Origin of the sequence: Thalassospira sp. MIT121401 (assembly GCF_047125595.1) — a bacterium.
In the GTDB taxonomy this organism is placed as follows: Bacteria; Pseudomonadota; Alphaproteobacteria; order Rhodospirillales; family Thalassospiraceae; genus Thalassospira; species Thalassospira povalilytica.
Map to the genome: position 1 here is coordinate 3,854,670 of NZ_CP138926.1, position 22,341 is coordinate 3,877,010.

Below are 22,341 nucleotides of genomic sequence, written 5' to 3' on the forward strand. Positions count from 1 at the left end.
ACAGTGGTTAAATTTGGTTTCGGAGCAGTCGAACGTGGGCGGCTTGTTGCAAACACTCAAGAGTCTTGGACCTACACGTCTGATGGCCATCAGCGGCGTGGGTGTGTTGCTGCTTGTATTCTTTGCCTTCCTGATTTTGCGTGTATCCGCGCCGAATATGGAACTGCTTTATCGCGATCTGTCGCCGGCTGATGCCAGCCAGATCGTTAACCGTCTCGAAGATCAGCAAGTCCAGTATCAGCTTCTGAATGGCGGCACGGAAATTCTGGTTCCCGCCGATCAGGTCAACCGCATGCGCCTGAGCATGGCCGAAAGCGGCCTGCCCGCCGGCGGTTCTGTCGGCTATGAAGTTTTTGACAATTCCGACGGTTTTGGCGCCACCAGCTTTGAGCAGAACATCAACCATGTTCGTGCCCTGGAAGGCGAACTGGCCCGCACCATCGCATCGATCCAGTCAATCCAGCAGGCGCGTGTGCATCTTGTTCTGCCAAAACGTCAGATGTTCTCGCGCGAAACCCAGGAAGCCAGTGCATCGATCGCAGTCAAGATGTCCGGTGGTGAACTCAAACCCGAACAGGTTGTCGCCATCCAGCATCTGGTCGCGGCCGCCGTTCCGCAGTTGCAGCCAAGCAAGGTTTCGATCATTGACGAACGTGGTCGCCTTCTGGCGCGCGGCGATGGCGAACAGCAATCATCGACCTTCCTGACCCAGACGGCCGATGAAATGCGCATCCGCACCGAAAGCCGCCTGCGCAACACGATCGAAGATCTGCTGTCACGGTCGCTTGGATATGGCGAAGTGCGTGCCGAAGTTTCCGTTGAAATGGACTTCAACAAGGTCACCACTGCCGATGAACGGTTCAACCCGGATGAACGTGTGATCCGTTCAAGCCAGACGATCGAAGAAAACTCGACCAATTCCGAGACCGAAGGCACCGATCCGGTTACCCTGCAAAACAACCTGCCCGATCCCAACCTTGGCGGGGCCAACGGTGCCGGCGCCCAAAGTCAGGAAAGCCGGTCAGAGGAAACCGTAAATTACGAAATTTCCAAAACCACGACGACCCAGGTCAAGGAAATCGGCGAAATTTCACGCGTTACTGTCGCAGTCCTTGTCGACGGGACCTATACCACCGACGAGAATGGCGAACGTCAGTATCAGGAACGCTCCCCCGAGGATCTCGAAAAGATCGCGGCCCTTGTGCGCAGCGCCATCGGCTATGACCCGCAGCGCAGCGACCAGGTCGAAGTCATCAACATGCAGTTCGCCGATGCCGGTGATCTGTTCCCGGATGAAGAAATCGAGACCTTCCTTGGTCTGGACAAAGCCGAGATCTTCCGCATTGCTGAAATGCTGGTTCTGGCCATTGTCGCCATCCTGGTCATCCTGCTGGTGGTTCGCCCGCTTCTGACCCGTGCGTTTGAAACCCTGCCAAGTGCAGCGGACATGGCCCAGCGTCAGCTTCTGGCAGATGACATGACCGCCGAAGGCACACCGGCCCTTGAAGGACCGGCACCGGTTCCGATGGCCCCGGGCATGGATGACGGCGAGGAACTGATCAACCTGTCGCAGGTCGAAGGCCGCGTTAAGGCATCCTCGGTCAAGAAAATCGGCGAGATCGTGGAAAAGCATCCGGAAGAAGCTCTTTCGATCATTCGCAACTGGCTGTATCAGGAAAATTGATGTTCCGATCAGTCGACGGCTCACTGGCAGCCCTTTGGCTGCCTTCCTTTTGTCGCTCAAGGCGGTTTAACAGTTCGATATGACGGCCATTGAAAAGTTCACTTTTGCCCTAAGCTTCGACGACGCAGACAACGTGATCCGTTCTGCCGGCGATGATGATGAGCATTACGAGCTGGGCAAAAAGAAGAAAAAGAAAAAAGACGACACGCCACCGCCGCCCCCGGCCGTCTATACCGAAGAACAAGCCGCCCAGATGGTTGCCGAGGCCGAACAGAAAGGCCACGAGCAAGGCTATGCCGAAGGTCACGCCAAAGGGCTTGAACAAGGCTATCAGGAAGTCATGGCATCTGTCGAAAAGGCCATCGGCGATGTTGAATCCGTAATTGCCGAGAAGCTGGGCCAGATCGACGAACAGCAAAAACGCGCCAATGCCAAAATCAACGAAGACGCCATTCACGTTGCGCTTGGTGTCATTCGCAAACTGGCTCCGGCCTGGTCAAAGCAATATCAGCTTGTCGAAATCGAAGACATCATTCGCCAATGTCTGGCCAATCTGTTTGACGCCCCGAAAGTGATGATCAAGGTCAATCCGGAGCTTGAAACCCAGTTGGTCGAAGTCGCCCATCGCATTGCGGAATCGCGTGGCTTTTCCGGCAAGGTCGTCGTTGTTGGCGAACCCGATGTGGCGGTTGGTGATTGCATGGTGTCGTGGGGCGACGGAACCGCTGTGCGCGACAGTGCGCGCGTCTGGTCTGAAATCAATGGCATTATTGAAAATGCCCTGGCCCTGCATGCCAGTGAACACGACCTGCCCGAAAGCGACATGGGTGACCCGGAAATTCAGGCCACACCCGCGCCGGAAAAACCGGCATCCCAAAACGCGCAGTCCGCACCAGACCAAGCGGCGACACCAACGCCTGCGCAAACATCTGCGCAAACCCCGGCAACAGCCGCACCGGAACAAGCACCCACGGCACAACCCACCCCTGCCACAGCGCAGCCTGATCAGCCTACTCCGCCCGCCCCGGCTAGCCAGCCTTCGCAGCCTGCGGCAACCGCACCTGCGGCACAGGCAACACAATCAAACAGCGCACCCGCATCGCCCCAACCGGGCCCGGCGGCACAGCAAACCGGACCACATAACGGCCCGGCTGCCACGCCAGCACAAACCCCGGTACAAACCCCGGCGCAGCCCGCCCCGACCCAGGCGTCTGGCAATGCGAAACCCGATATGGCAGCCGTGAATGCCGGTCCTGCACAAAATAGTGCAACAGGCCAAAACACCGCGCCCAAAGAAGGCGATGGCACCGACGCGCGGAATGTGCAAACATCGACAGATAATGCAATACCGAAACCTGACAACGCACTGGAAAACCCGGCAGATCAGGCAAAAGCATCCGCACCTGGTACCCAACCGGCATCAGGATCCGCGGGCGAGACAAAAAACAACGAAGGGCAACCCACAACCGGACCGCAGGGCACTGGGGACACGACCGCCATGCAATCCGGACCGCAGGCCGCGCCACAGGCATCTCAGGGGCAGAACCAACCGCCTCGAAATGCTGCAACAGAACCGGCTGCGACGCCGACCGACGCCGAGAAGCAGGCTGCTGTGAAGCAACCGACCAAAGACGCAGGAGACGAAAATGGCTGATGATGACGATCTCGAACTCTCGGAACTCGACGACGATCATATCGAGTTGGAGGGCGAAGGTACCGAACTTCTTGCCGCTGCCGAAGCCGGAAGCGAGCAAATGAAGACATCCAAGGACCTTGAAGCCGTCTATGACATTCCCGTCCAGGTTTCTGCCGTCCTTGGAAAAGCAACCATGCAGGTCAGTCAGTTGCTGAAACTTGGTCGTGGTGCTGTCGTAGAGCTTGACCGCAAAGTTGGTGAAGCTATTGATATCTATGTGAACAACCGTCTGGTCGCACGTGGCGAAGTGGTGGTTGTGGAAGATCGTCTTGGTGTGACCATGACGGAAATCATCAAATCTGAGAAAAGCTAACGTAAGAGAGGATCTGCGACTATGGCCGAAGGGGGGACTAAAACGTCGTTTGACATTGCGACAGTCGGGGGACTGATCATCGGTTTTGCGCTGGTGATTGCCGCGATTATTTTCGGCGGCTCGCCGGGTGCCTTTATCGATATCCCTTCTGTGCTGATTGTTATCGGCGGTACGGCTGCGATCACCGCGGTCAGTTTTGCACTGGGCGAGTTTCTTGGCTCGGGCAAGATCCTGATGCGGACGATTTTCCATAAGTCGCGCAATCCTGCGGATGCGGCGCTGCAAATCCTGCAGCTGGCCGAAATCGCCCGTAAAGGTGGCGTGCTTTCCCTTCAGGGGCATCTCGACAGTCTGCAAAGCGAAGAATATCTGTGGAAAGGCCTGTCGCTGGTTGTTGACGGCACGCCGGCCGAAGAAGTCGAAGCGATCATGCGCAAAGACATGAATGCCACCATCGGCCGCCATCAGAAAGGTGCGAACATCATGAAAAAGGCCGGTGACGTTGCCCCGGCCATGGGCCTGATCGGGACGCTGATCGGTCTGGTGCAGATGCTTGGCAACCTTGATGATCCGTCGTCAATCGGTCCGTCCATGGCGGTTGCGCTTCTGACCACCTTCTATGGCGCGGTTCTGGCCAACATGGTGTTCATGCCGCTTGCCGGTAAACTTGAACGTAACTCGAGCGACGAAGAACTTCTGAATTCGGTCTATATGGTCGGCGCTGTTTCCATCGGCCGTCAGGAAAACCCGCGCCGTCTGGAAATGCTGATCAACTCGATCCTGCCGCCGTCAAAACGCGTCAGCTATTTCGATTGATCTGAAACGTGAATATTCCGGCCCCGAAAACCGTCCATATGGGCAGGTCGCCGGGGCCATCTGGAAATGATCGGAAAGAGATGAGACTATGCAGGTACTGATCGTTGGTGGACTGGGCGGACAGATAGGCGCAGCCAGCAAGATCGCAATGGCGCGCGGCGCATCGGTCCAGTTGGCCGAAAGCGTCACGACTGCGCTTAATATCCTGCGGGCAGGCAACCGCATTGATCTGGTCATGGCCGATATCGCCCTTGATGTGGCTGCCCTGATCGATGCGATCAGCAAGGAACGCATCAATGTTCCGGTGGTTGCGTGCGGCATTGGCAATGACGTCAATGGTGCGGTCAATGCGATCAAGGCCGGTGCCCAGGAATTCATCCCCCTTCCGCCCGAAGCAGATCTGATTGCGGCCATCTTCGAAGCTGTGACCGAAGAAAGCCATGCGCTGATCCATCGCGATGCGCGTATGGCCGAAACGCTGCGTCTGGCATCCCAGGTTGCCAACAGTTCGGCCTCGATCCTGATTACGGGGGAAAGCGGCACGGGTAAGGAAATCATTTCACGCTATGTGCACCGTAAGTCCAACCGCGCGGACAAGCCGTTTGTCGCGGTGAACTGTGCTGCCATCCCTGATAACCTTCTTGAATCCGAATTGTTCGGTCATGAAAAAGGGGCCTTTACCGGCGCACAGGCTCGGCGTATCGGCAAGTTTGAAGAAGCCAATGGCGGGACCCTTTTGCTTGATGAAATCAGCGAAATGGATGTCCGTCTTCAGGCCAAGCTTCTGCGTGCGATCCAGGAAAAGGAAATCGACCGGCTGGGTGGCAAAACCCCGGTCAAGGTTGATGTCCGAATTCTTGCGACCTCGAACCGCAATCTTGAGGCCGAAGTCAATGCCGGCAACTTCCGCGAAGATTTGTATTTCCGCCTGAATGTCGTCAATCTTGATATTCCGTCCTTGCGCGAACGCCCCGACGACATTCCGGTTCTGGCCGAATTTTTCGTCAAGAAATACTCCGATGCCAATGATGTGCCGATCCGACCGATCAGCCCGCTGGCCATTCAGCGCCTGTTGTCCCATCACTGGCGCGGCAATGTGCGCGAACTTGAAAACACCATGCACCGTGCCGTTCTGATCGCCGGTCCCGATGAAATCGGGCCCGAGGCCATCATGCTGTCGGGCACCGGCAGCAGCGAACCCGCACGCACCCAGACAAGCCCGGATGCGCAATCGCCCGCACCGGCGGCCCCTGCTTCCCCGGCATCCCCGGCATCAGCACGCGCAAGTTCGGCCTATGCCAATGCGAATGCGGCCTATGGGGCGGCGTCATCGGCCTATCAGTCCGGCACGCCGGCACCAGCACAACCAACGCCACAGGCCCCGGTCGAACCGGCACATACCACGCCCGATGAAAATGGGTCCGATGCGAATGACACCGACACGGGCAATGGCAATGACGGGTCCATGACCGCCGCCCTTGTCGGGCGCACCGTTGCCGATGTTGAACGCGATCTGATCATTGATACCCTGAAACATTGCTTTGGCAACCGTACGCACGCGGCCAATATTCTGGGCATTTCGATCCGCACATTGCGCAACAAATTGCGCCAATATACCGACGAAGGTCTGGCAGTTCCCGCCCCGGGTGATGGCCAGGACTGACGATGACATCCGGCTTTGCGCGCCCCATATCAAAGGGAACCAACAAAAGCGCAAGCGACACAGAGCAACCAACAGGATAACAAGCAAACACCATGGCCGAAGGTCAAGATATCACACCGACTGGTTCTGGCGGCTCTGACGGCCAGGGTGGCGGTGCGTCCGGAGGCATAAATTTCGGCGCCGTGCAGTCGCGTGTTGCATCGGCAATGAAGCGTGGCGATATCGCCATGGCGCTTGGATTTATCATGATCCTTGTGGTCATGATGTTCCCGATGCCGCCATGGCTGCTTGATTTCATGCTGGCATTGTCGATCAGTTTTTCCGTGCTGATCCTGATGACGTCGCTGTTCATTCAAAAGCCGCTTGAATTCAACTCGTTCCCGACCATCCTTCTGGTCGCGACATCGCTTCGACTGGCTCTGAACATTGCGACCACGCGTCTGATCCTTGGTCATGGTCACGAAGGCACACATGCCGCCGGTGCCGTGATCGAGGCCTTTGGCAGCTTCCTGATTTCGGGCAATTTCGTCATCGGGATCATTGTTTTTGCCATCCTTGTCATCATCAACTTTGTCGTGATCACCAAGGGTTCTGGCCGTATCGCCGAAGTTGCCGCCCGCTTTACCCTTGATGCCATGCCCGGCAAACAGATGGCGATTGACGCCGATCTGTCATCGGGCCTGATCAACGAAGAACAAGCCAAGGCACGCCGTAAGGAACTCGAAGACGAAAGTTCGTTCTTCGGTTCCATGGATGGTGCATCCAAATTCGTTCGTGGTGATGCGGTCGCCGGTATTCTGATCACCTTTATCAACGTGGTTGGCGGCATCATCATCGGTACCGCACAGATGGGCCTGTCGCTGGGTCAGGCAACGGAAACCTATACCATCTTGACGGTGGGTGACGGTCTGGTATCGCAGATCCCTGCCCTGATCGTCTCGACTGCGGCCGGTCTTCTGGTCACCAAGGGCGGCCTTGATGGCGCAACCGAAAAGGCCGTCTTTGGCCAGGTCAGTAACTACCCTGCTGCCCTTGGCGTTGCCGCCGCCCTGATGGCGGGCATGTCGCTTTTGCCGGGTATTCCGATGGTCTGGTTCCTTGGTCTGGCGGTCGGCCTTGGCTATCTGGCCTATTACATGGGCAAACGCCAAAAGGCTGCCGTCGTCCAAGAACAGATGAAGGAGAGCCAGGCCGCCGCAGAAGCCGCCGCCCCACCGCCCGAAGAACCGATCGCCAATGCGCTTCGCATGGATTATGTGCGGCTTGAACTGGGCTATGGCCTGCTGTCGCTGATCAGTACCGAACGCGGTCAGAAACTGACCGACCAGATCAAGGCCCTGCGCCGTCAGCTTGCCGGTGACATGGGCTTTGTCATGCCCTCGGTCCGTATTCAGGACAATATGCAACTTCCGGCCAATACCTATGTGCTGCGCGTCAAGGAGATCGAGGCCGGCCGTGGTGATTTGCGCCCGAACATGTTGCTGGTGATGGACCCGCGCGGCGAGGAAATCACCCTGTCGGGCGAAAAGACCATGGAGCCGACCTTTAACCTGCCGGCCATGTGGATCGAACAGGGCATGAAGGAAGAAGCCATGTTCCGCGGCTATACCGTGGTTGACCCGCAAACCGTGATCACGACCCACATTACCGAAGTGATCAAGGACCACATGCCCGAATTGCTGTCTTATGCGGAAACGCAAAAGCTGCTTGATGAACTTGATGAAGACCAGAAGAAACTGGTCGAAGACATCGTTCCGGGTCAGGTATCGGTTGGTGGTGTTCAACGCGTGCTTCAGAACCTGTTGACCGAACGCGTATCGATCCGCGATCTACCGACCATCCTTGAAGGCATTGCCGAATCCACCGCCTTTACCCGCAACCCGACCTTCATGACCGAACATGTGCGTTCGCGCCTTGCGCGCCAACTGTCGGATGTGAACACCAATCAGGATGGCGTCATTCCGCTGGTGACCATGTCACCGCAATGGGAACAGATCTTTGCCGAAAGCCTTGTCGGTTCCGGCGAGGAAAAGCAGCTTTCCATTCCGCCAAGCCAGCTTCAGGAATTCATCAACAAGGTCCGCACCACGTTTGAACGGCTGGGCATGATGGGGGAATCACCGGTTCTTTTGACCAGTCCGGGCATTCGCCCCTATGTGCGCTCGATCGTTGAACGGTTCCGCCCAAGCACCGTGGTCATGTCGCAGAACGAAATTCATCCCAAGGCACAATTGAAAACATTGGGGCAGGTCTGATGATCAACAACATCATGACCACCGGCATTGTGGTCAGGGAAATGACAGGGGGGATTGATGCGTCTTAAGACCTTTACCGCCCCGACAATGACCGAGGCCATGGCCCTTGTAAAAGAGCACATGGGCGCAGATGCCATCATCGTTTCGACACAGGACATCCCGGGAAGCGGCGTGCGCCTGACTGCGGCCCTTGACCGCGATCCTGATTTTGATGACGACATTGCCCCTGCCCCAGCCTTGCAGGAACAGCTTGAAACCGCAGAAGCCGCCTTGACGCGGCATAATTTGCCGGAACGGCTGCGCATTCGCCTGTGTGACATCATGGCGCGCGAAACCGCGGCCGCATCTGCGCAGCAACTTCTGGCCGGGGCGCTTGATGAAATTTTTGATTTCTCGCCGCTGCCTGAAAAAAACACGCCGCGCGCCCTGGCCTTTGTCGGCCCGCCCGGTTCGGGCAAGACGCTGGCCGTTGCCAAAACAGCGGCGCGTGCGGTGATGAAAAAACGCAAAGTTGCCGTTCTTTCAACCGATTACAAACGGGCTGGCGGCATTGCACAGCTTGAAGCTTTTACCCGTATTCTCAAGGTCGAGCTGCTTCAGGCAAAGTCACCCGATGAACTTAAATCGCGCTTTGCCGATATCCGCGAAGCCGATGTGATCCTGATCGATACGGCAAGCTGCAATCCGTATCTTGAAACCGATATTGGCACGCTTTGTGAATTCATGAAGGCAATTCCAAGTGAACCGATACTGGTTAACCCGGCAGGGATTGATGCCTATGAGTCAGCCGATATCGCCAATGCCTTTGCTGATGGGGGGGCGACGCGTGTCATGATATCGCGTCTTGATGTTGCCGCCCGCCTTGGTGGTGCGCTATACGGTGCGGATTCAGGAAATCTTTCCCTTTGCAATGTCAGTATGACAGCCCAGGTTGCGGACGGCCTGACCGCGCTAAGTCCCCTTGCCTTGGCTAAACTTCTGATACCGTCCCATCGCGCTGACACCGCAAAACCGAGCTTCTCCGAGGTCGTGAAATGACTACCAAGTCTGATGCTGTACCCAAAACTGCCCCGCGCACCAGAGGCCGCAATGTTCTTGCCGTCGCGTCTGGTAAAGGCGGCGTGGGCAAGACCTGGTTTTCCATTACGCTCACCCATGCAATGGTGCTCGAAGGGCATAACGCGCTTCTGTTTGACGGCGACCTTGGTCTGGCCAATATCGACATTCAGCTTGGCCTGATGCCCAAGCATGATCTGGGCGGTGTCATTTCCGGGCGCATCAGCCTGAAAGACGCCATCACCCATTTCCCCGATGGCGGTTTTGACATCATCGCCGGTCGCAGTGGTTCGGGCAGTCTCGCCAACCTTCCGGCCAGCCGTTTGCAGGCCCTTTCCGACGATCTTCTGCAAACCGGGAAATCCTATGACAAGGTCCTGATTGACCTTGGTGCAGGCGTTGATCAGGGCGTGCGCCAGATGACCGGCCTTGCCAATACCGTGATTGTCATCACCAATGGCGATCCGACGTCACTGACCGATGCTTATGCCTTTATCAAGATCACCCACATGGCCCGTCCGAAAACCGATATCCGGGTGGTGATCAATATGGCCAAGGACAAAAAAGAAGGTCAGGCGATCTATAACAAGCTGCTCAAGGCGTGTGAGGGCTTCCTCAAAATTTCGCCACCGCTGCTTGGCGTTATTCGGGCTGATGCGCGCGTTTCGGAATGCATTCGCAATCAGACGCCGCTTTTGACCCGTCATCCGAATTGCGATGCCGCCCGTGACATAGAAGCCATCGCCCAGACCCTCCTGGACGAGGAGTAACCTTGTCATGACCCTCCCGCCACAGGCTATCTCGCCCGGAACCGCGGTCGGTGGGCAGGCCTCGGCGGGCGGAACGACAGGACAGGCATCCCAGGGCTCGGTCCCGGCCCAGGTCACGGCAACCGTGACCAGCGCGACCTCGCAACAGGTTGCCGCTGCCCTTGCAAAGCTGCCGGTTGAAACGCTGCTTCAGGCATCCGTCCAATCACAATCGGGCAATCAGCTGACCCTTGCCACGGCACTTGGGCAGGTTACGGTCAAACTTCCCAGCGCCTTGCCAACCAATCTGGGTGATCTGCTTTGGGCGCGCTTGCCGACATCAAATGCCGCCACCAGTTCGGCAACAATGGGTGCGACCAATCCCGGCGATGGCTTGCGCCTGCAATTGCTGCCGCAAACATTGATGCCCGGATCATCGGCTATGTCGGGCAGTCTGGCATCTGGCAATATCGGTGCGACCACCCTTACCCCCGGTCAGACATTCAATGCGGTTACCACCTCTGTCCTGACGATGCCAAATGGCACGCAATTGCCCGCCGGCAGTCAGACACAGGTGATTTTTCTTGGTCAGGGCACGGTCACGGCCCAACAGGCTGCCAATGTTCTGAATGCGGCCGGTGGAATAGCGGGTGGAATGGCCGGTGGCACGGTTGCCGGGGCAACAGCGGGGGCTGGCATCGCCCCGACAATTGCCGCACAAACCGCAGCCGGACAGCCACCGGGCTTGTTGCTGAGCGGGACGGTCTTGCCACCTGACAGTGCCGAGGCCCGCCTGCTGCCACAGGGATTTACCGCCCTTCGGACGTCAGCCGGGATTGTCGGCATCAAATTGCCGGTTCCGGCACCGACCGGGGCGACCCTGTCATTCAGTGTTGATGCCGCGGGCAGCGGTCGTGTTGTCACATCCATGCCGATGACCGAGGCCGACCTGATCCTGCGCGGGCAAAATGCGGCTTTGACCCATGATTGGGACAGCCTGCAAAAGGCGGTTCATGCCCTGCAACAGCATGACCCGGGTGCGGCGATGAGCCTGTTGAACAATCTGCCACAACCCGGCCCGAAATTGACAACCACGATGATGTTCTTTTTTGCCGCGATGACCGGCACAAAGGGCGGTTTGCGTGGCTGGATCGGGGATCGTGCCGCCAACAGTCTTTCATCCCTGTCCGAGGCCGATGGTGGCGGGTTAAAACGTCTTGAAGGTGATTTTGGCCAGTTGCGCACCATGGCAGCCGACGAACGCCCCGATGGCTGGCGTGTCATGGCGATGCCGTTCAATATGGGTGGCAAAATCGAACAGTTGCAATTTGGCTGGCGCCATGGCGATCGCGAAGACGATCCCGAGAAAAAGGACGATCAGGGCACGCGTTTCCTGCTGGATCTGTCCTTCAGCGTCGTGGGTCATACCCAGCTTGACGGCCTTGTCAAAGGCGAAGACAGCAAGTTCGACCTGATCATTCGTACCGAAAACCCGTTGCAGTCACATAACCGCGATGACATTCGCGGCATCTTCCGCGAGGCACTTCAGATTTCCGGTTATAGCGGGCATATCCTGTTTCAGGACGGATCGCGTTTTGTCCATATCGCCCCGCCTGCCGACAGCAGCGGCCCCAATTCCCACAGCGGGATTCAGGCGTAATTCACGACAAGCTTATGAAATGAATGCTTTTACTGCCCGGTGCACAAGCGTATCCTGATCGTCTGATTTTCATATATAAGAACGGTTAAACGTCATGCTTGAAATTTATCAACGTCGCAATCTGATCCTGACCGAAGCCAACCCGGGACCACAGGTCGATTATGTGGTGACGTTGCAAAGCAACCTGACGGGTGTGGAAAATGTCTTTCCGGCACGCATGACGCTGCGCTATGTGCCCGACAGACTGATCCTGAAAACCGACTGTCTGGCGGATTATTACGCCGAAATTTCCACCATCACCTTCGAAAGCTTCGAGGCAGCCGCCGTGTTGTTGATGGATGATTTCAACAACGAACTGGTGCCGCGCTGGATCAGCCTGCGTCTTGATAAACAGACCGCGGACAATGATCAGGTCTTCCATCACGAAACCGCCCTTGAAGACCGTCAGCCGAAATGGGGCAACCCGCGCCTGCTCGATCGTCTGGAACGGTACTGATCAGCGGAACGGGTTTCCGTGCACCCATTGGGTCAGCGAATAGCGCAGACCCGCCGTTGTCGGCGCCACACGGTGCAGAACAAAGCTCGGGAAAAAGATCGCGGTTCCGCGTTCCATCGGCGCATCCAGGAAATTCCCCGCCGGGTTAAGCTGCAACTGACCGCCTTCATACTGGTCGGGTTCGGATAGCTGGATCACCATGGTCAGTTTGCGCCGACGGGCGACTTCGGATGCGCCAACATCACTGTGCCAGTCATAATGACCGCGCAAGTCGCCCGCATAACAGGCGATCTGGGCTTCTTCGGCAAAATCGGTCAGGGCAAAGTCAAACACATTGCGGTTCACATCGGCCACAAGGTCGATGATCCTGCGGCAAACAACCGGTTCCTGTTCTTCGTTGAACCAGGTGATTTTTGACCGGCGGATATGGGTTGCGGTTTGCCCCTGTACGAGGCCGCCTTCGTCCATTTCATGCGCAAAGCCCGCGATCAGACGATCACAGGTGGCTGCGTCCAATGCGTTCGGGACGATGGCAAACATTTCTTCTGGAAACATTCACGACATTCTCCATGCCGCACAGGACCGGTATTTGTTGCCCCGGCCCCAAAGACAATTCTTTGCGGTGAATTGCTATTACGACCAAACTCCCCCCAATACCAGCAAATTTGCCGCTATTGGCCATGACATAATTCACAGCGATCTATGCAAGATTAATCACCCTTCCGCCCGCGGCACTGCCGTCTTCGGGATCGTGGGTGACCATCAAGGTCGGAAGGCGGTTTTTACGGCATTGTTCAAACACGAATGACCTGAACTGACCGCGCAATTCGCTATCAAGTTTCGAGAACGGCTCATCAAGCAACAGCGCACAAGGTTCGGACAACAAGACGCGCAACAGGGCCACACGCGCACGCTGCCCGCCCGACAGGGTTGCCGGATCGCGATCGGCAAACCCGTCCATATCCGCATTTTTCAGGGCGTTCTCAACCAGCATGCGTCGCTTGGCTTTGCCGTTGATTGATGCCGGTAGCGCAAAGGCCAGATTGCCGCCAACCGACAGATGCGGAAACAATAAATCATCCTGAAACAGAATACCGACATGGCGATCCTGGGGCGGGCATCCATCAAGGCACCTGCCATTCAGAACGACCTGTCCTGAAACATCAAACTGCGCGGGCAAGGTGCCACAGATATGGCCAAGCAAACTTGATTTGCCAGAACCGCTTGGCCCCATCAGGGTGACGATTTCACCAGGCGCAATCACAAGATCAACCGCAAGCAGTTCCTGCCCGTCCAGACGGATACTGACAGTGCGAAGTTCTAGCCCGGTTTCGGAATGATCCGATGGCATTTTCTATCCCCTGTTCTGTGCATTCATGCCCCGCCGATGGCGGAACAGGATAGCCGGTATCAGCAATGCACAGGCAAATCCGGCAAATGGCAAAACCATCTGCAACAATCCGTATATCCCGATCATGCGGCGGTCGCCCCCCGATGCCAGTGCCACGGCCTCGGTCGTGACGGTGGCAAACCGCCCCGCCCCGATCAGAAGTGTTGGCAAATATTGCCCCACCGTCACCGCCAGCCCAACCGCCATCGCGGTCAGAACCGCACGGGTCAGCAATGGCAAACGCACGTACCAGAATACCCGCATTGGTGATGCCCCAAGACAAAGTGCCGTCTGCCCGTATCGCGGATCAAGTGCCCGAAACGGATCAGACAGCGACAGGAACACATAGGGCAACACAAACACCAGATGCGACAGCACAACCGATATCAACGTCCGTTCAAGCCCGATCAGGGTAAAGAATACCTGTAATCCGAACATGAAGCTGATCTGCGGCACAATCAGCGGCAGGTAAATCAGCCAAATCGCCCCGCGACCGGGTTTGTGACGGCTTCTGGTTTCGTGCTCCAGACATCCAAGAACAAGCGCAATTGCAATCACAACGGTCGGCACCGCGATCAAAAGCGTGGTGGCAAGGCTGCTTCCGATCGCGTCATATTCGCGCTGCCAAAGACGCAGACTGAAACTGCGGGGCAAAATATCGGGAAATCCCCAGAACCCGGCAATACTCCAGATCAGAAGAACCACAAGCCCCAATATCAGGGCCCCGGCCGACAATCCGGCCAAAACCGCGCTTCCGGCGCGCATGCCGCCATCATGGCGGAACCGTTGGCCATTGGCGGCGATCTGGCGTCCGGCCAGTGCGATGATCCGTTCCCCGGCCACCCAGATCCCGATGGCCACCACAACGACAAGCAACTGCAAGATTGCCGCACTTGATGCCATGAACCGCAATGCGAGATCAGGATCGGACAACCACCCCAATATCCGAACCGCCAGCGGTGCCGGTGTTGTCGGACCCAGAATGATCGCAACATCAACAACCGACGTCGAATAGGCCAGAACCGCCAATACCGGCAATCTGATTTGCGGGTAAATCCGTGGCAATGTCGCCTTGAACCATCCGGCAACCCGGCCATAGCCCAATGTGGCGGTAATCTGGGCGGTGCGGTCGGTATCGGCCTGCGGCAAGGCTGCAAGGGTCATCAAAAACAGAAACGGGATTTCCTTGGCGACCAGCCCGGCAATCATCGCAATCCCCAGCGGATCGTGAATGATCGCGATATCGGGCGGGCGATCCCATCCGGCAAACTGGGCAATCACACGTGCAATCCAGCCCGACGGCGCAATCAGAAACGCCAGTCCGAATGCCGCGGTCGCGTGCGGAACCGCCAGGATCGGTGACAATATCCGCTGCATGGCCCGAAAAATCCGGGTGCCCTGCCAGGCGGCACAAAACAGCATGACAATCGCAACCGACACGAAACTTGCAATCAGGCCGTTGACCAGCGACAGCCGCACTGACTGCCAGATCCCCGGTTGCGCGAAAAGGGCGGCCCACGGATCAAGTCCGGGCTCAGTTCCGCCAAGTGCTGGCAAAATGCCAAATGCCGGCAACAAAGTGCCAATCAGCCCGGCAGATACCGGGCCGATCATAAAGGCAATCGTGATGATGGGGACAAATCGCAACATGCGCGATTATTGCACCACGCCGTAATGTTTCTGCCATTCGGTTTCGACCAGCTCCATCCAGCTTGGATGGGGTTCAGGCAAAACCGTGCCACGTTCAGCCGGTGCAAGGGATGCAATGCCAAGATCAAGATTGGCAAAGGCTTCCTGCATGTCGGCAGGCAGCTTATCCATCGCAAGAACCGTATCAGCCCCCCAATATTGCGGGTCCTGTTTGCGCAGCTGGGCTTCTGGTGACATCAGGAAATCGGCCAGAACCACTGCACCGGCCTTTGCCGATGCGTTATAGGGGATGGCCACAAAGTTGGTATTGCCCAATGTGCCATTGTCAAACACGTAGGATCGCACCGTATCGGGAAGCTCGAACGCCTCGATCGCCGATGACACTTCGCCCGAGCTGAATGAAAACGCGATATCGATTTCGTTATCGCCAAGCAGGGTCCGCATCGCCGCCCCGTTCTGCGGATAGGCCTGACCATTGCGCCACAATAGCGGCTGCAAATCTTCAAGATATCCCCAAAGCGGTTCAAGAACCGCCTTGGCATCAACTTCATCAGCCGGTTGCTGCAAGACCTTGGGGTCTTTGACCAGTTCGGTCAGGATCTGTTTCAGGAAGGTCGATCCCATATAGTTTGGCGGCTGCGGATAGGTAAAGCGCCCCGGATTTTTTGCCAGCCATTCCAGCAAGGCTTGCGCAGATTTCGGCACGCTATCAAGTTTGGCGGTGTCGTAATAGAAACTGACCTGTGCCATGCCCCACGGCGCTTCTAGCCCGTCGGTCGGAACGGTAAAATCGTTGACCACCGTGGGTTTGCCTTCAACATCGACATATTCGAAATTTGGCGTTTCTTCGACCCACGGACCAAACAGCAATTCATTGCGCTTCATCGCGGCAAAGTTTTCACCGTTAATCCAGATCATATCAACCGCACCGCCATCATTCACCCCGGCGGTCTTTTCCGAAAGCACCTTGGTGACGGCATCGGCGGTATCGGTCAGTTTGACCTGAACGACCTTGACCCCGTAACGTTCAAAAACCTGATCACCGGCCCAGGCAATGTAATCATTGATGCGCGGCTCCCCGCCCCATGCATGCCAATAAACGGTCTGCCCGCGGGCCTGATCAAGAACCGACTGCCAGTTCCCGACATCGGGGGCCGGGTCCGCATATGCCGGCAATGACACCGATGCTGTTGCAATGCCTGTCGCCAGGGCCAACGCAGAGACAAAAGCACGCATTCTTGAACGCATATCGGACAATCCTTTTCACCTGATGACCTGTCATCATACCCCATTTTGATATGGGCATGACCATGGTTAGCCGTTTGATTTTAGTGTTGGCATTTTTTAAGCCCGCCTTGGGTAAAATCAATTCACGCTTGCGTTAGAACACGATGAGCCACACCTTATCTGCGGTCAATTTTTGTCTGTGCTGCCTGTTACGGGGTTTTGATGATGTTTGAATGGATGAGCGACCCGCACATGTGGATGGGTCTTGCCACCCTGACCGCGCTGGAAATCGTTCTCGGGATCGACAATATCGTTTTTCTGTCAGTGATCGTTTCCAAACTGCCCCCGAACCAGCAGGCATCGGCACGCCGGGTCGGGTTACTGGCCGCGATGGGCATGCGACTTGGACTTCTGGCCGGGATCGCCTGGGTCATGCAACTGACCGCCCCGCTGTTTTCCGCCTTTGGTCAGGAAATCAGCGGACGTGACCTGATACTGATCATTGGCGGGCTGTTCCTGATTGCCAAGGCATCCAAGGAAATTCATCACACCATTGACGAACCCGAAGAACACGGGCCGGGCAAAATCATGTCGGGCTTTGCCATGACCATCGTACAGATCATGCTGCTTGATATGATTTTCTCGCTCGACAGCGTGATTACCGCTGTCGGTCTGGTTGATCACATCTCGATCATGGTGATCGCCGTCATCCTGTCGGTTCTGGTGATGCTGGCCGCGGCCAAGACCATTGGCGACTTTGTTGAAAAGCATCCGTCGGTCAAAATGTTAGCGCTATCATTCCTTATTCTTGTCGGGTTTGTGCTGTTGCTTGACGGTGTCGAAATTCACGTCCCCAAAGGGTACATCTATTTCGCGATGGTCTTCAGCCTTTCGGTCGAGACGCTTAATCTTCTCAACCGTAAACGCAAACTGAACCGTCGCGCACAAGAGACAGGCCAATGAAAAAAGTTTCTCCGCCGCAATGTCTGCAAAATGCGTTTGATGCCAACAATCTTGGTCATGTTGACGTATTCGAATTCCCCGATGGCACCCGATCCGCGGCCGACGCGGCAAATGCCATCGGCTGTGACATCAGTGATATCGGGAAATCTCTGGTCTTCATGACCGAAGCCGGCAAACCGGTGCTGATCATCATGAACGGGGCCGATCAGGTTGACCTGAACAAGGTCGCAAGCCTGATCGGACTTTCGATCCGCAAGGCCGATGCCAATGAAGTCCGCGAACATACGGGTTACGCCATTGGCGGCGTCCCGCCCTTTGGTCATGCCCATCCGGTTGAAACCCTGATTGATGCCAAATTGCTGGCAAAGAAGACCATCTGGCTTGCTGCGGGCACACCCAAAACGGTCTTTGCTCTGACCCCGGATGAATTGCGCAACGTTACCGGCATTGAAACCGGGGTCACGATTGCCGCGTGATCCACGGACGGTATTTGCAAGAAAGCATGTGCGGGGTGTTGAAACCCGCCTGATCGTCACCTGACCGCTTTGATATTGTGCGGCTTTGGGTGGGCCGGATGTTTTACTTGCCCACCAGTCAAGGAACGCGGTCTCAGTGCCGTGTGCTTTGCGTTTTGTTCCTTGTCAAAGCGCGTTCGCCAGGCACTGACAAAATCGCTTAAGGCGCATCAGCCCGGGCCTTAGATCAGGCGTTAAATCAGGCCATCATCGCGGGTTGCCGAACGGGTGCCGATTTCATCGAGCTCATCCTGTTCTTTCTTTTCTTCTTCTGCGCGTTCGGCTTCGGCCCGGTTGCGTTCGGCGATCTCGGCTGTTTTCAATTCCTTGAAGGCATCGGCAACTTCATCGCGAAAAGCATCGATCTTTTCTTCCTGCTGGGCGATCATTTTTGAAATTGCTTCGCGCTCGGCGATCACTGCATTGGCAAACCCGCCATAGGCAAATCCGGCCAGTTCGGGATTTTCCGCCGCAATTCGCTGTTCGTTGATCACTGCCTGTTCAAGTGCTTCTTTCTCAGCTTCCAGTTTGCCAAGAACACCCAGCATTTCACCAAGTTCACGCTGCTTGTCATCAAGCGCCCATTTGCGCATGCGCACCAGTGTTTTGAAATCCTTGGCCATGGATTATGTCCTGCTGTTCAGGCTGCTCAGACGACCCGGACGGCCGCGCCGGTCATGTTGCATCCCCATCATCGGCGCACTAGCCTTCTTTTTTGTCACGGCGCAGGGCGCGTTTGGCATCATTGAGTTCGCGTTCGCTGCCAGCGCGTGACCGGCTGTTGACCTTTGGCCCGCGATTGATCTTCGGACCAATCGACGGCGGCGGAGCCGGCGCGGGTGCGGGCATTTCATCGGGGATACCGTGTGGCGCGCCGCCAGCTTGGGCGTTTTGTTGTGCGGCCTGCGCCTGTTGGGATTGGCGCCCCTTGGCGATACGGGGGTCTTCGGGTTCTTCGGCCAGAAGATCCAGACGACGGGCCAGTTCGACATATCCTTCATTCAGGCGCGTGCATTCTGTTTTGCGCTGTTTCAGGAATTCCTCGATCAGCGGGAAATAGTGGATCGCCTCGTCAACTTTGGGGTCCGTCCCCTGACGATAGGCCCCGAGCCGGATCAGTTCGGCCATGTCTTCGTAGGTTGCCAGCAGTTGGCGGGCACGCGCCACGATCTGGTTTTCTTCCTCGCTGTTGCAGCCGGGCATGGTACGCGACACGCTGCGCAGGATATTGATCGCCGGATACCGCCCCTGTTCGGCGATTGATCGATCCAGCACCACGTGCCCGTCAAGAATGCCGCGCACCGCATCGGAAATCGGTTCGTTATGGTCATCACCGTCAACAAGAACGGTAAACAGGCCGGTAATCGATCCCTGCCCCGGGCCACCGGGGCCGGCACGTTCCAAAAGACGCGGCAATTCTGCAAATACGGTTGGCGTATAGCCCTTTGATGCGGGCGGCTCGCCAACCGAAAGACTGATTTCGCGCTGGGCCATGGCAAAACGGGTCACGGAATCCATCATGCACAAAACATCACGCCCGACATCGCGGAAATATTCCGATATCGCCATGGTCATATAGGCCGCCTGACGACGCATAAGCGGGGGTTCGTCCGATGTCGCCACCACGACCACGGACCGGCGCAGGCCTTCTTCGCCCAGATCGTCTTCGATGAATTCGCGCGCTTCGCGGCCACGTTCCCCGATCAGACCGACCACCGACACATCCGATGTCGTATGGCGTGTCATCATGGATAAAAGACTGGATTTACCGACCCCGGACCCGGCAAAGATGCCCATACGTTGCCCGCGACAACAGGTCAGAAACGTATTCATCGCCCGGATGCCAAGATCAATCTTGCCCGCGACACGCTGTCGCGAATGGGCCGATGGCGGCATGTTGCGGATCGGATAGGCCTTGTTGCCCTCAGACAGCGGACCTTTGCCGTCCACCGGCTCGCCAAAGGCATTGACCACCCGCCCCAGCCAGCTTTCATCGGGATAGACCTGTGGTTGGGTATCCCCCAGTTCGACTTCGCAGCCGATCCCGATCCCGTCAAGGATGCCAAACGGCATCAAAAGCGCGCGTTCATTGCGGAAACCGACGACTTCGCAAATCACCGCCTTGCCGTCGCGTCGCTTTACCTTGCAGCGGTCGCCAACCGACAGAGCCCCTTCGACACCGCCGATCTCGACCAGAAGGCCGAGCACCGCGGTTACGCGCCCGACAACCCGGTAATCGGGAATGCGTCTGAGTTCTGCGATGATGTTGCGACCAATCTGAAACACGCCCCGGACCTTCTCAGCCAGCAGTTGATTTCAATTTTTTCCAAGCAGGCGATTTTGATCCCCGAACGTGACATGGGGGTGGCAAATCGCGCCGCGTCGTACCAAATATATTGGCATAATCGATGTTAAAAAGCTGTGTAGACAGCAAATCGCAAATTTTTTTGTTTGCGCGCCCCATGACGGTTAACGCCGCAAACCGTTGGGAAAACTCGCATTCCGGCCCCGAGTCGCTTCTTGTGATGAAAAAAAGTTAACGAGATGCGACTCGCCTGCTTGCCACGAGTCGCAAAGCAACGTATCGTTAACGGAATGGGAAAAAATTTCCCACCGACAAACGTTGGGGCGCTTGTCAAATATCCGGATTAACACGGACTTATTGCGGAACACGGTAACGGAGCAGAAACATGCGGGTGCTGCTTGTTGAGGATGACAACACCTATGCTGATAGCATCGAACTGATGCTTAAGTCGGAAGGCATGGTGATTGACACAACCGACCTTGGGGAAGATGGTCTCGAGATCGGCAAGCTGTATGATTACGATATTATTCTTCTGGACCTGATGCTGCCAGATATTGACGGCTATGAGGTTCTCAGACGTTTGCGCGACGCACGCGTCGACACGCCGGTCCTGATCCTGTCGGGTCTGACCGAAACCGAAGACAAGGTCAAAGGCCTTGGCTTTGGCGCTGATGACTATCTCACCAAGCCGTTCGACAAGGTCGAATTGCTGGCACGCATCCAGGCGATCGTCCGTCGCTCGCGTGGGCATGCCCAGTCGATGATTTCGACGGGCAAACTCAACGTCAACCTTGATGCTCGCACCGTCGATGTCGACGGATCGCCGCTGCATCTGACCGGCAAGGAATATGGCATCCTTGAATTGCTGTCGCTGCGCAAAGGCACGACACTGACCAAGGAAATGTTCCTCAACCACCTTTATGGCGGTATGGACGAGCCGGAACTCAAGATTATTGACGTCTTTGTCTGCAAACTGCGCAAGAAAATCCAGTCGGCAACCAAAGGCGACAACTACATTCATACGGTTTGGGGCCGGGGCTATGTCCTGCGCGATCCCGACACCAACAGTGCTGCGGCCTGATATCTGACCTTTCCTGTCCAAGCGCCCGGAAACGTCACAGCAGTGCTCGTTACACAAAACGCCCCGGTTCTGCACCGGGGCGTTTTGCATTTGCCACCTGTCAGGGCAAATGCACAAGGGGATGAACAATCCCGCTGACCTGCAACCAGTCAAAAAACTCGAACAAAGGCACGGCCAGGAAAAAGGCCAGCCCGTCGCGCAAGGTCCGCCACAGAAGCTTCGGACGCACTTCGATGGCGTCCATATCCCTCCATGCCGAAAAACGCGGGCCAAACCGGGGAACCCGGGCCTGATAGCGTTCGAATTGCGGACCGAACAGCTGCGCCAGGGCCCGTTCCTCGCGCAGGATGACCGGCAGGAAGACCGCAACAGCGCCCAGAACAAAGATGGCCGAAATCACAAGGCTTCCGGTTTGCGCACCAACACCGGCTGCACCGATAAAGCTGAAGACATAAAGCGGATTGCGGCTGATGGAATAGGGACCACGATCGGTAAGCTGCTGTGCCTTGCGCCCGCCGATATAAAGCGTACACCAGGCGCGGCCGAAAATCGCCACCGCGATCAGGCCAATCCCCCCCAGTTCGATCCCCTCGTGAAGCGACATCTGAACTTTGGCAACAGACTGGATCAGCGGCAATGTACCAAGCAACACCAGCGCAAGCGCCGCAATAACCAGCTTGCGGCGGCGCTGCAAAACAGTCAGCGCCTGACGCGGGGCTGCGACGGTCTCGGTCAATTGTGGGATCATATTCATTCCCGACGTTTCGGTTTAACGGAAACAGTCGGGGTCACACCGGCTGCCGACTACTTTTTGTCGTCCGG

General features: G+C 56.7%; 20 protein-coding genes. 13 read left to right on the forward strand and 7 right to left on the reverse strand.

From position 1 onward, the window contains the following. The first annotated feature begins 82 nt into the window (after positions 1–82). The 10 genes from fliF (at position 83) to SIB88_RS17860 (ending at position 12,388) form a co-directional block, all read left to right on the forward strand. Entirely contained in the window at positions 83–1,684 is a 1,602-nt protein-coding gene (fliF, locus tag SIB88_RS17815) for a flagellar basal-body MS-ring/collar protein FliF (RefSeq protein WP_068518010.1), read from the forward strand. Between the two features lie 79 nt (positions 1,685–1,763). Beyond that, positions 1,764–3,338: a hypothetical protein gene (locus tag SIB88_RS17820; RefSeq protein ID WP_412558711.1), complete on the forward strand. Its 1,575-nt coding sequence runs from the start codon at positions 1,764–1,766 to the stop codon at positions 3,336–3,338. Then, positions 3,331–3,693 carry a flagellar motor switch protein FliN gene (gene fliN / locus SIB88_RS17825; RefSeq protein WP_044827611.1) on the forward strand — a complete coding sequence of 121 codons (363 nt, stop codon included), beginning with the start codon at positions 3,331–3,333 and terminating at the stop codon, positions 3,691–3,693. Before SIB88_RS17820 ends, fliN begins: the two co-directional genes overlap by 8 nt. A gap of 21 nt (positions 3,694–3,714) precedes the next feature. Next, positions 3,715–4,509, forward strand: coding sequence for a motility protein A (locus SIB88_RS17830; RefSeq protein WP_068518012.1), 795 nt, complete (start codon positions 3,715–3,717; stop codon positions 4,507–4,509). Between the two features lie 88 nt (positions 4,510–4,597). Then, positions 4,598–6,172, forward strand: coding sequence for a sigma-54-dependent transcriptional regulator (locus tag SIB88_RS17835; protein ID WP_412558712.1), 1,575 nt, complete (start codon positions 4,598–4,600; stop codon positions 6,170–6,172). Between the two features lie 92 nt (positions 6,173–6,264). After that, positions 6,265–8,427: a flagellar biosynthesis protein FlhA gene (gene flhA, locus SIB88_RS17840; protein ID WP_068518014.1), complete on the forward strand. Its 2,163-nt coding sequence runs from the start codon at positions 6,265–6,267 to the stop codon at positions 8,425–8,427. Positions 8,428–8,484: 57 nt separating this feature from the next. Continuing rightward, the gene (locus SIB88_RS17845; protein ID WP_101248084.1) at positions 8,485–9,465 is read left to right on the forward strand and encodes a GTP-binding protein; all 981 of its coding nucleotides are present in this window, start codon (positions 8,485–8,487) and stop codon (positions 9,463–9,465) included. Then, entirely contained in the window at positions 9,462–10,253 is a 792-nt protein-coding gene (locus tag SIB88_RS17850) for a MinD/ParA family protein (RefSeq protein WP_068518016.1), read from the forward strand. Before SIB88_RS17845 ends, SIB88_RS17850 begins: the two co-directional genes overlap by 4 nt. A gap of 7 nt (positions 10,254–10,260) precedes the next feature. Beyond that, on the forward strand, positions 10,261–11,892 hold the full coding sequence (locus SIB88_RS17855) for a hypothetical protein (RefSeq protein WP_412558713.1): 1,632 nt from the start codon (positions 10,261–10,263) through the stop codon (positions 11,890–11,892). Positions 11,893–11,986: 94 nt separating this feature from the next. Further along, positions 11,987–12,388, forward strand: a complete 402-nt coding sequence (locus SIB88_RS17860; protein WP_068518018.1) for a hypothetical protein — start codon at positions 11,987–11,989, stop codon at positions 12,386–12,388. On the opposite strand, the gene SIB88_RS17865 is transcribed toward SIB88_RS17860, so the two are convergent. The 4 genes from SIB88_RS17865 to SIB88_RS17880 form a co-directional block, all read right to left on the reverse strand. Further along, a complete protein-coding gene (locus tag SIB88_RS17865; RefSeq protein ID WP_068518019.1) occupies positions 12,389–12,943 on the reverse strand; it encodes a prolyl hydroxylase family protein in 555 nt (184 codons plus the stop codon). 145 nt (positions 12,944–13,088) lie between these two features. Beyond that, positions 13,089–13,739, reverse strand: coding sequence for an ATP-binding cassette domain-containing protein (locus tag SIB88_RS17870; RefSeq protein WP_412558714.1), 651 nt, complete (start codon positions 13,737–13,739; stop codon positions 13,089–13,091). 3 nt (positions 13,740–13,742) lie between these two features. Beyond that, positions 13,743–15,428 (reverse strand): ABC transporter permease, encoded by a 1,686-nt coding sequence (locus SIB88_RS17875; protein ID WP_412558715.1) that lies wholly within the window; start codon positions 15,426–15,428, stop codon positions 13,743–13,745. A gap of 6 nt (positions 15,429–15,434) precedes the next feature. Further along, complete coding sequence (locus SIB88_RS17880) at positions 15,435–16,676, reverse strand: ABC transporter substrate-binding protein (protein ID WP_228194345.1); 1,242 nt, start codon at positions 16,674–16,676, stop codon at positions 15,435–15,437. 204 nt (positions 16,677–16,880) lie between these two features. Between SIB88_RS17880 and SIB88_RS17885 the strand changes: the two genes are divergently transcribed. Together SIB88_RS17885 and SIB88_RS17890 are read left to right on the forward strand one after the other, a co-directional pair. Continuing rightward, positions 16,881–17,618 carry a TerC family protein gene (locus SIB88_RS17885; protein WP_068518029.1) on the forward strand — a complete coding sequence of 246 codons (738 nt, stop codon included), beginning with the start codon at positions 16,881–16,883 and terminating at the stop codon, positions 17,616–17,618. Then, positions 17,615–18,094, forward strand: coding sequence for a YbaK/EbsC family protein (locus SIB88_RS17890; protein ID WP_412558716.1), 480 nt, complete (start codon positions 17,615–17,617; stop codon positions 18,092–18,094). The genes SIB88_RS17885 and SIB88_RS17890 overlap by 4 nt, the downstream gene beginning before the upstream one ends. Positions 18,095–18,327: 233 nt before the next feature. On the opposite strand, the gene SIB88_RS17895 is transcribed toward SIB88_RS17890, so the two are convergent. Together SIB88_RS17895 and fliI are read right to left on the reverse strand one after the other, a co-directional pair. Beyond that, entirely contained in the window at positions 18,328–18,756 is a 429-nt protein-coding gene (locus SIB88_RS17895) for a flagellar FliJ family protein (protein WP_068518024.1), read from the reverse strand. Positions 18,757–18,835: 79 nt separating this feature from the next. After that, on the reverse strand, positions 18,836–20,419 hold the full coding sequence (gene fliI, locus SIB88_RS17900; RefSeq protein ID WP_101248091.1) for a flagellar protein export ATPase FliI: 1,584 nt from the start codon (positions 20,417–20,419) through the stop codon (positions 18,836–18,838). 404 nt (positions 20,420–20,823) lie between these two features. Between fliI and ctrA the strand changes: the two genes are divergently transcribed. Then, the gene (ctrA, locus tag SIB88_RS17905) at positions 20,824–21,519 is read left to right on the forward strand and encodes a response regulator transcription factor CtrA (protein ID WP_068518026.1); all 696 of its coding nucleotides are present in this window, start codon (positions 20,824–20,826) and stop codon (positions 21,517–21,519) included. A 100-nt stretch (positions 21,520–21,619) separates the two neighbouring features. Here the strand turns inward: ctrA and SIB88_RS17910 are convergent, their stop codons facing one another. Further along, entirely contained in the window at positions 21,620–22,267 is a 648-nt protein-coding gene (locus tag SIB88_RS17910; RefSeq protein ID WP_068518030.1) for a methyltransferase family protein, read from the reverse strand. Positions 22,268–22,341 lie beyond the last annotated feature (74 nt).

What these genes read in the sequence shown, in the direction of transcription:
- SIB88_RS17895 (WP_068518024.1), bottom strand. Translation starts at nt 18,756, where the DNA reads ATGGCCAAGGATTTCAAAACACTGGTGCGCATGCGCAAATGGGCGCTT.
- SIB88_RS17820 (WP_412558711.1), top strand. Translation starts at nt 1,764, where the DNA reads ATGACGGCCATTGAAAAGTTCACTTTTGCCCTAAGCTTCGACGACGCA.
- SIB88_RS17870 (WP_412558714.1), bottom strand. Translation starts at nt 13,739, where the DNA reads ATGCCATCGGATCATTCCGAAACCGGGCTAGAACTTCGCACTGTCAGT.
- SIB88_RS17850 (WP_068518016.1), top strand. Translation starts at nt 9,462, where the DNA reads ATGACTACCAAGTCTGATGCTGTACCCAAAACTGCCCCGCGCACCAGA.
- fliN (WP_044827611.1), top strand. Translation starts at nt 3,331, where the DNA reads ATGGCTGATGATGACGATCTCGAACTCTCGGAACTCGACGACGATCAT.
- fliF (WP_068518010.1), top strand. Translation starts at nt 83, where the DNA reads ATGGCCATCAGCGGCGTGGGTGTGTTGCTGCTTGTATTCTTTGCCTTC.
- ctrA (WP_068518026.1), top strand. Translation starts at nt 20,824, where the DNA reads ATGCGGGTGCTGCTTGTTGAGGATGACAACACCTATGCTGATAGCATC.
- SIB88_RS17880 (WP_228194345.1), bottom strand. Translation starts at nt 16,676, where the DNA reads ATGCGTTCAAGAATGCGTGCTTTTGTCTCTGCGTTGGCCCTGGCGACA.
- SIB88_RS17830 (WP_068518012.1), top strand. Translation starts at nt 3,715, where the DNA reads ATGGCCGAAGGGGGGACTAAAACGTCGTTTGACATTGCGACAGTCGGG.
- SIB88_RS17890 (WP_412558716.1), top strand. Translation starts at nt 17,615, where the DNA reads ATGAAAAAAGTTTCTCCGCCGCAATGTCTGCAAAATGCGTTTGATGCC.
- SIB88_RS17910 (WP_068518030.1), bottom strand. Translation starts at nt 22,267, where the DNA reads ATGATCCCACAATTGACCGAGACCGTCGCAGCCCCGCGTCAGGCGCTG.
- SIB88_RS17835 (WP_412558712.1), top strand. Translation starts at nt 4,598, where the DNA reads ATGCAGGTACTGATCGTTGGTGGACTGGGCGGACAGATAGGCGCAGCC.
- SIB88_RS17855 (WP_412558713.1), top strand. Translation starts at nt 10,261, where the DNA reads ATGACCCTCCCGCCACAGGCTATCTCGCCCGGAACCGCGGTCGGTGGG.
- SIB88_RS17845 (WP_101248084.1), top strand. Translation starts at nt 8,485, where the DNA reads ATGCGTCTTAAGACCTTTACCGCCCCGACAATGACCGAGGCCATGGCC.
- flhA (WP_068518014.1), top strand. Translation starts at nt 6,265, where the DNA reads ATGGCCGAAGGTCAAGATATCACACCGACTGGTTCTGGCGGCTCTGAC.
- SIB88_RS17885 (WP_068518029.1), top strand. Translation starts at nt 16,881, where the DNA reads ATGTTTGAATGGATGAGCGACCCGCACATGTGGATGGGTCTTGCCACC.
- SIB88_RS17860 (WP_068518018.1), top strand. Translation starts at nt 11,987, where the DNA reads ATGCTTGAAATTTATCAACGTCGCAATCTGATCCTGACCGAAGCCAAC.
- SIB88_RS17875 (WP_412558715.1), bottom strand. Translation starts at nt 15,428, where the DNA reads ATGTTGCGATTTGTCCCCATCATCACGATTGCCTTTATGATCGGCCCG.
- SIB88_RS17865 (WP_068518019.1), bottom strand. Translation starts at nt 12,943, where the DNA reads ATGTTTCCAGAAGAAATGTTTGCCATCGTCCCGAACGCATTGGACGCA.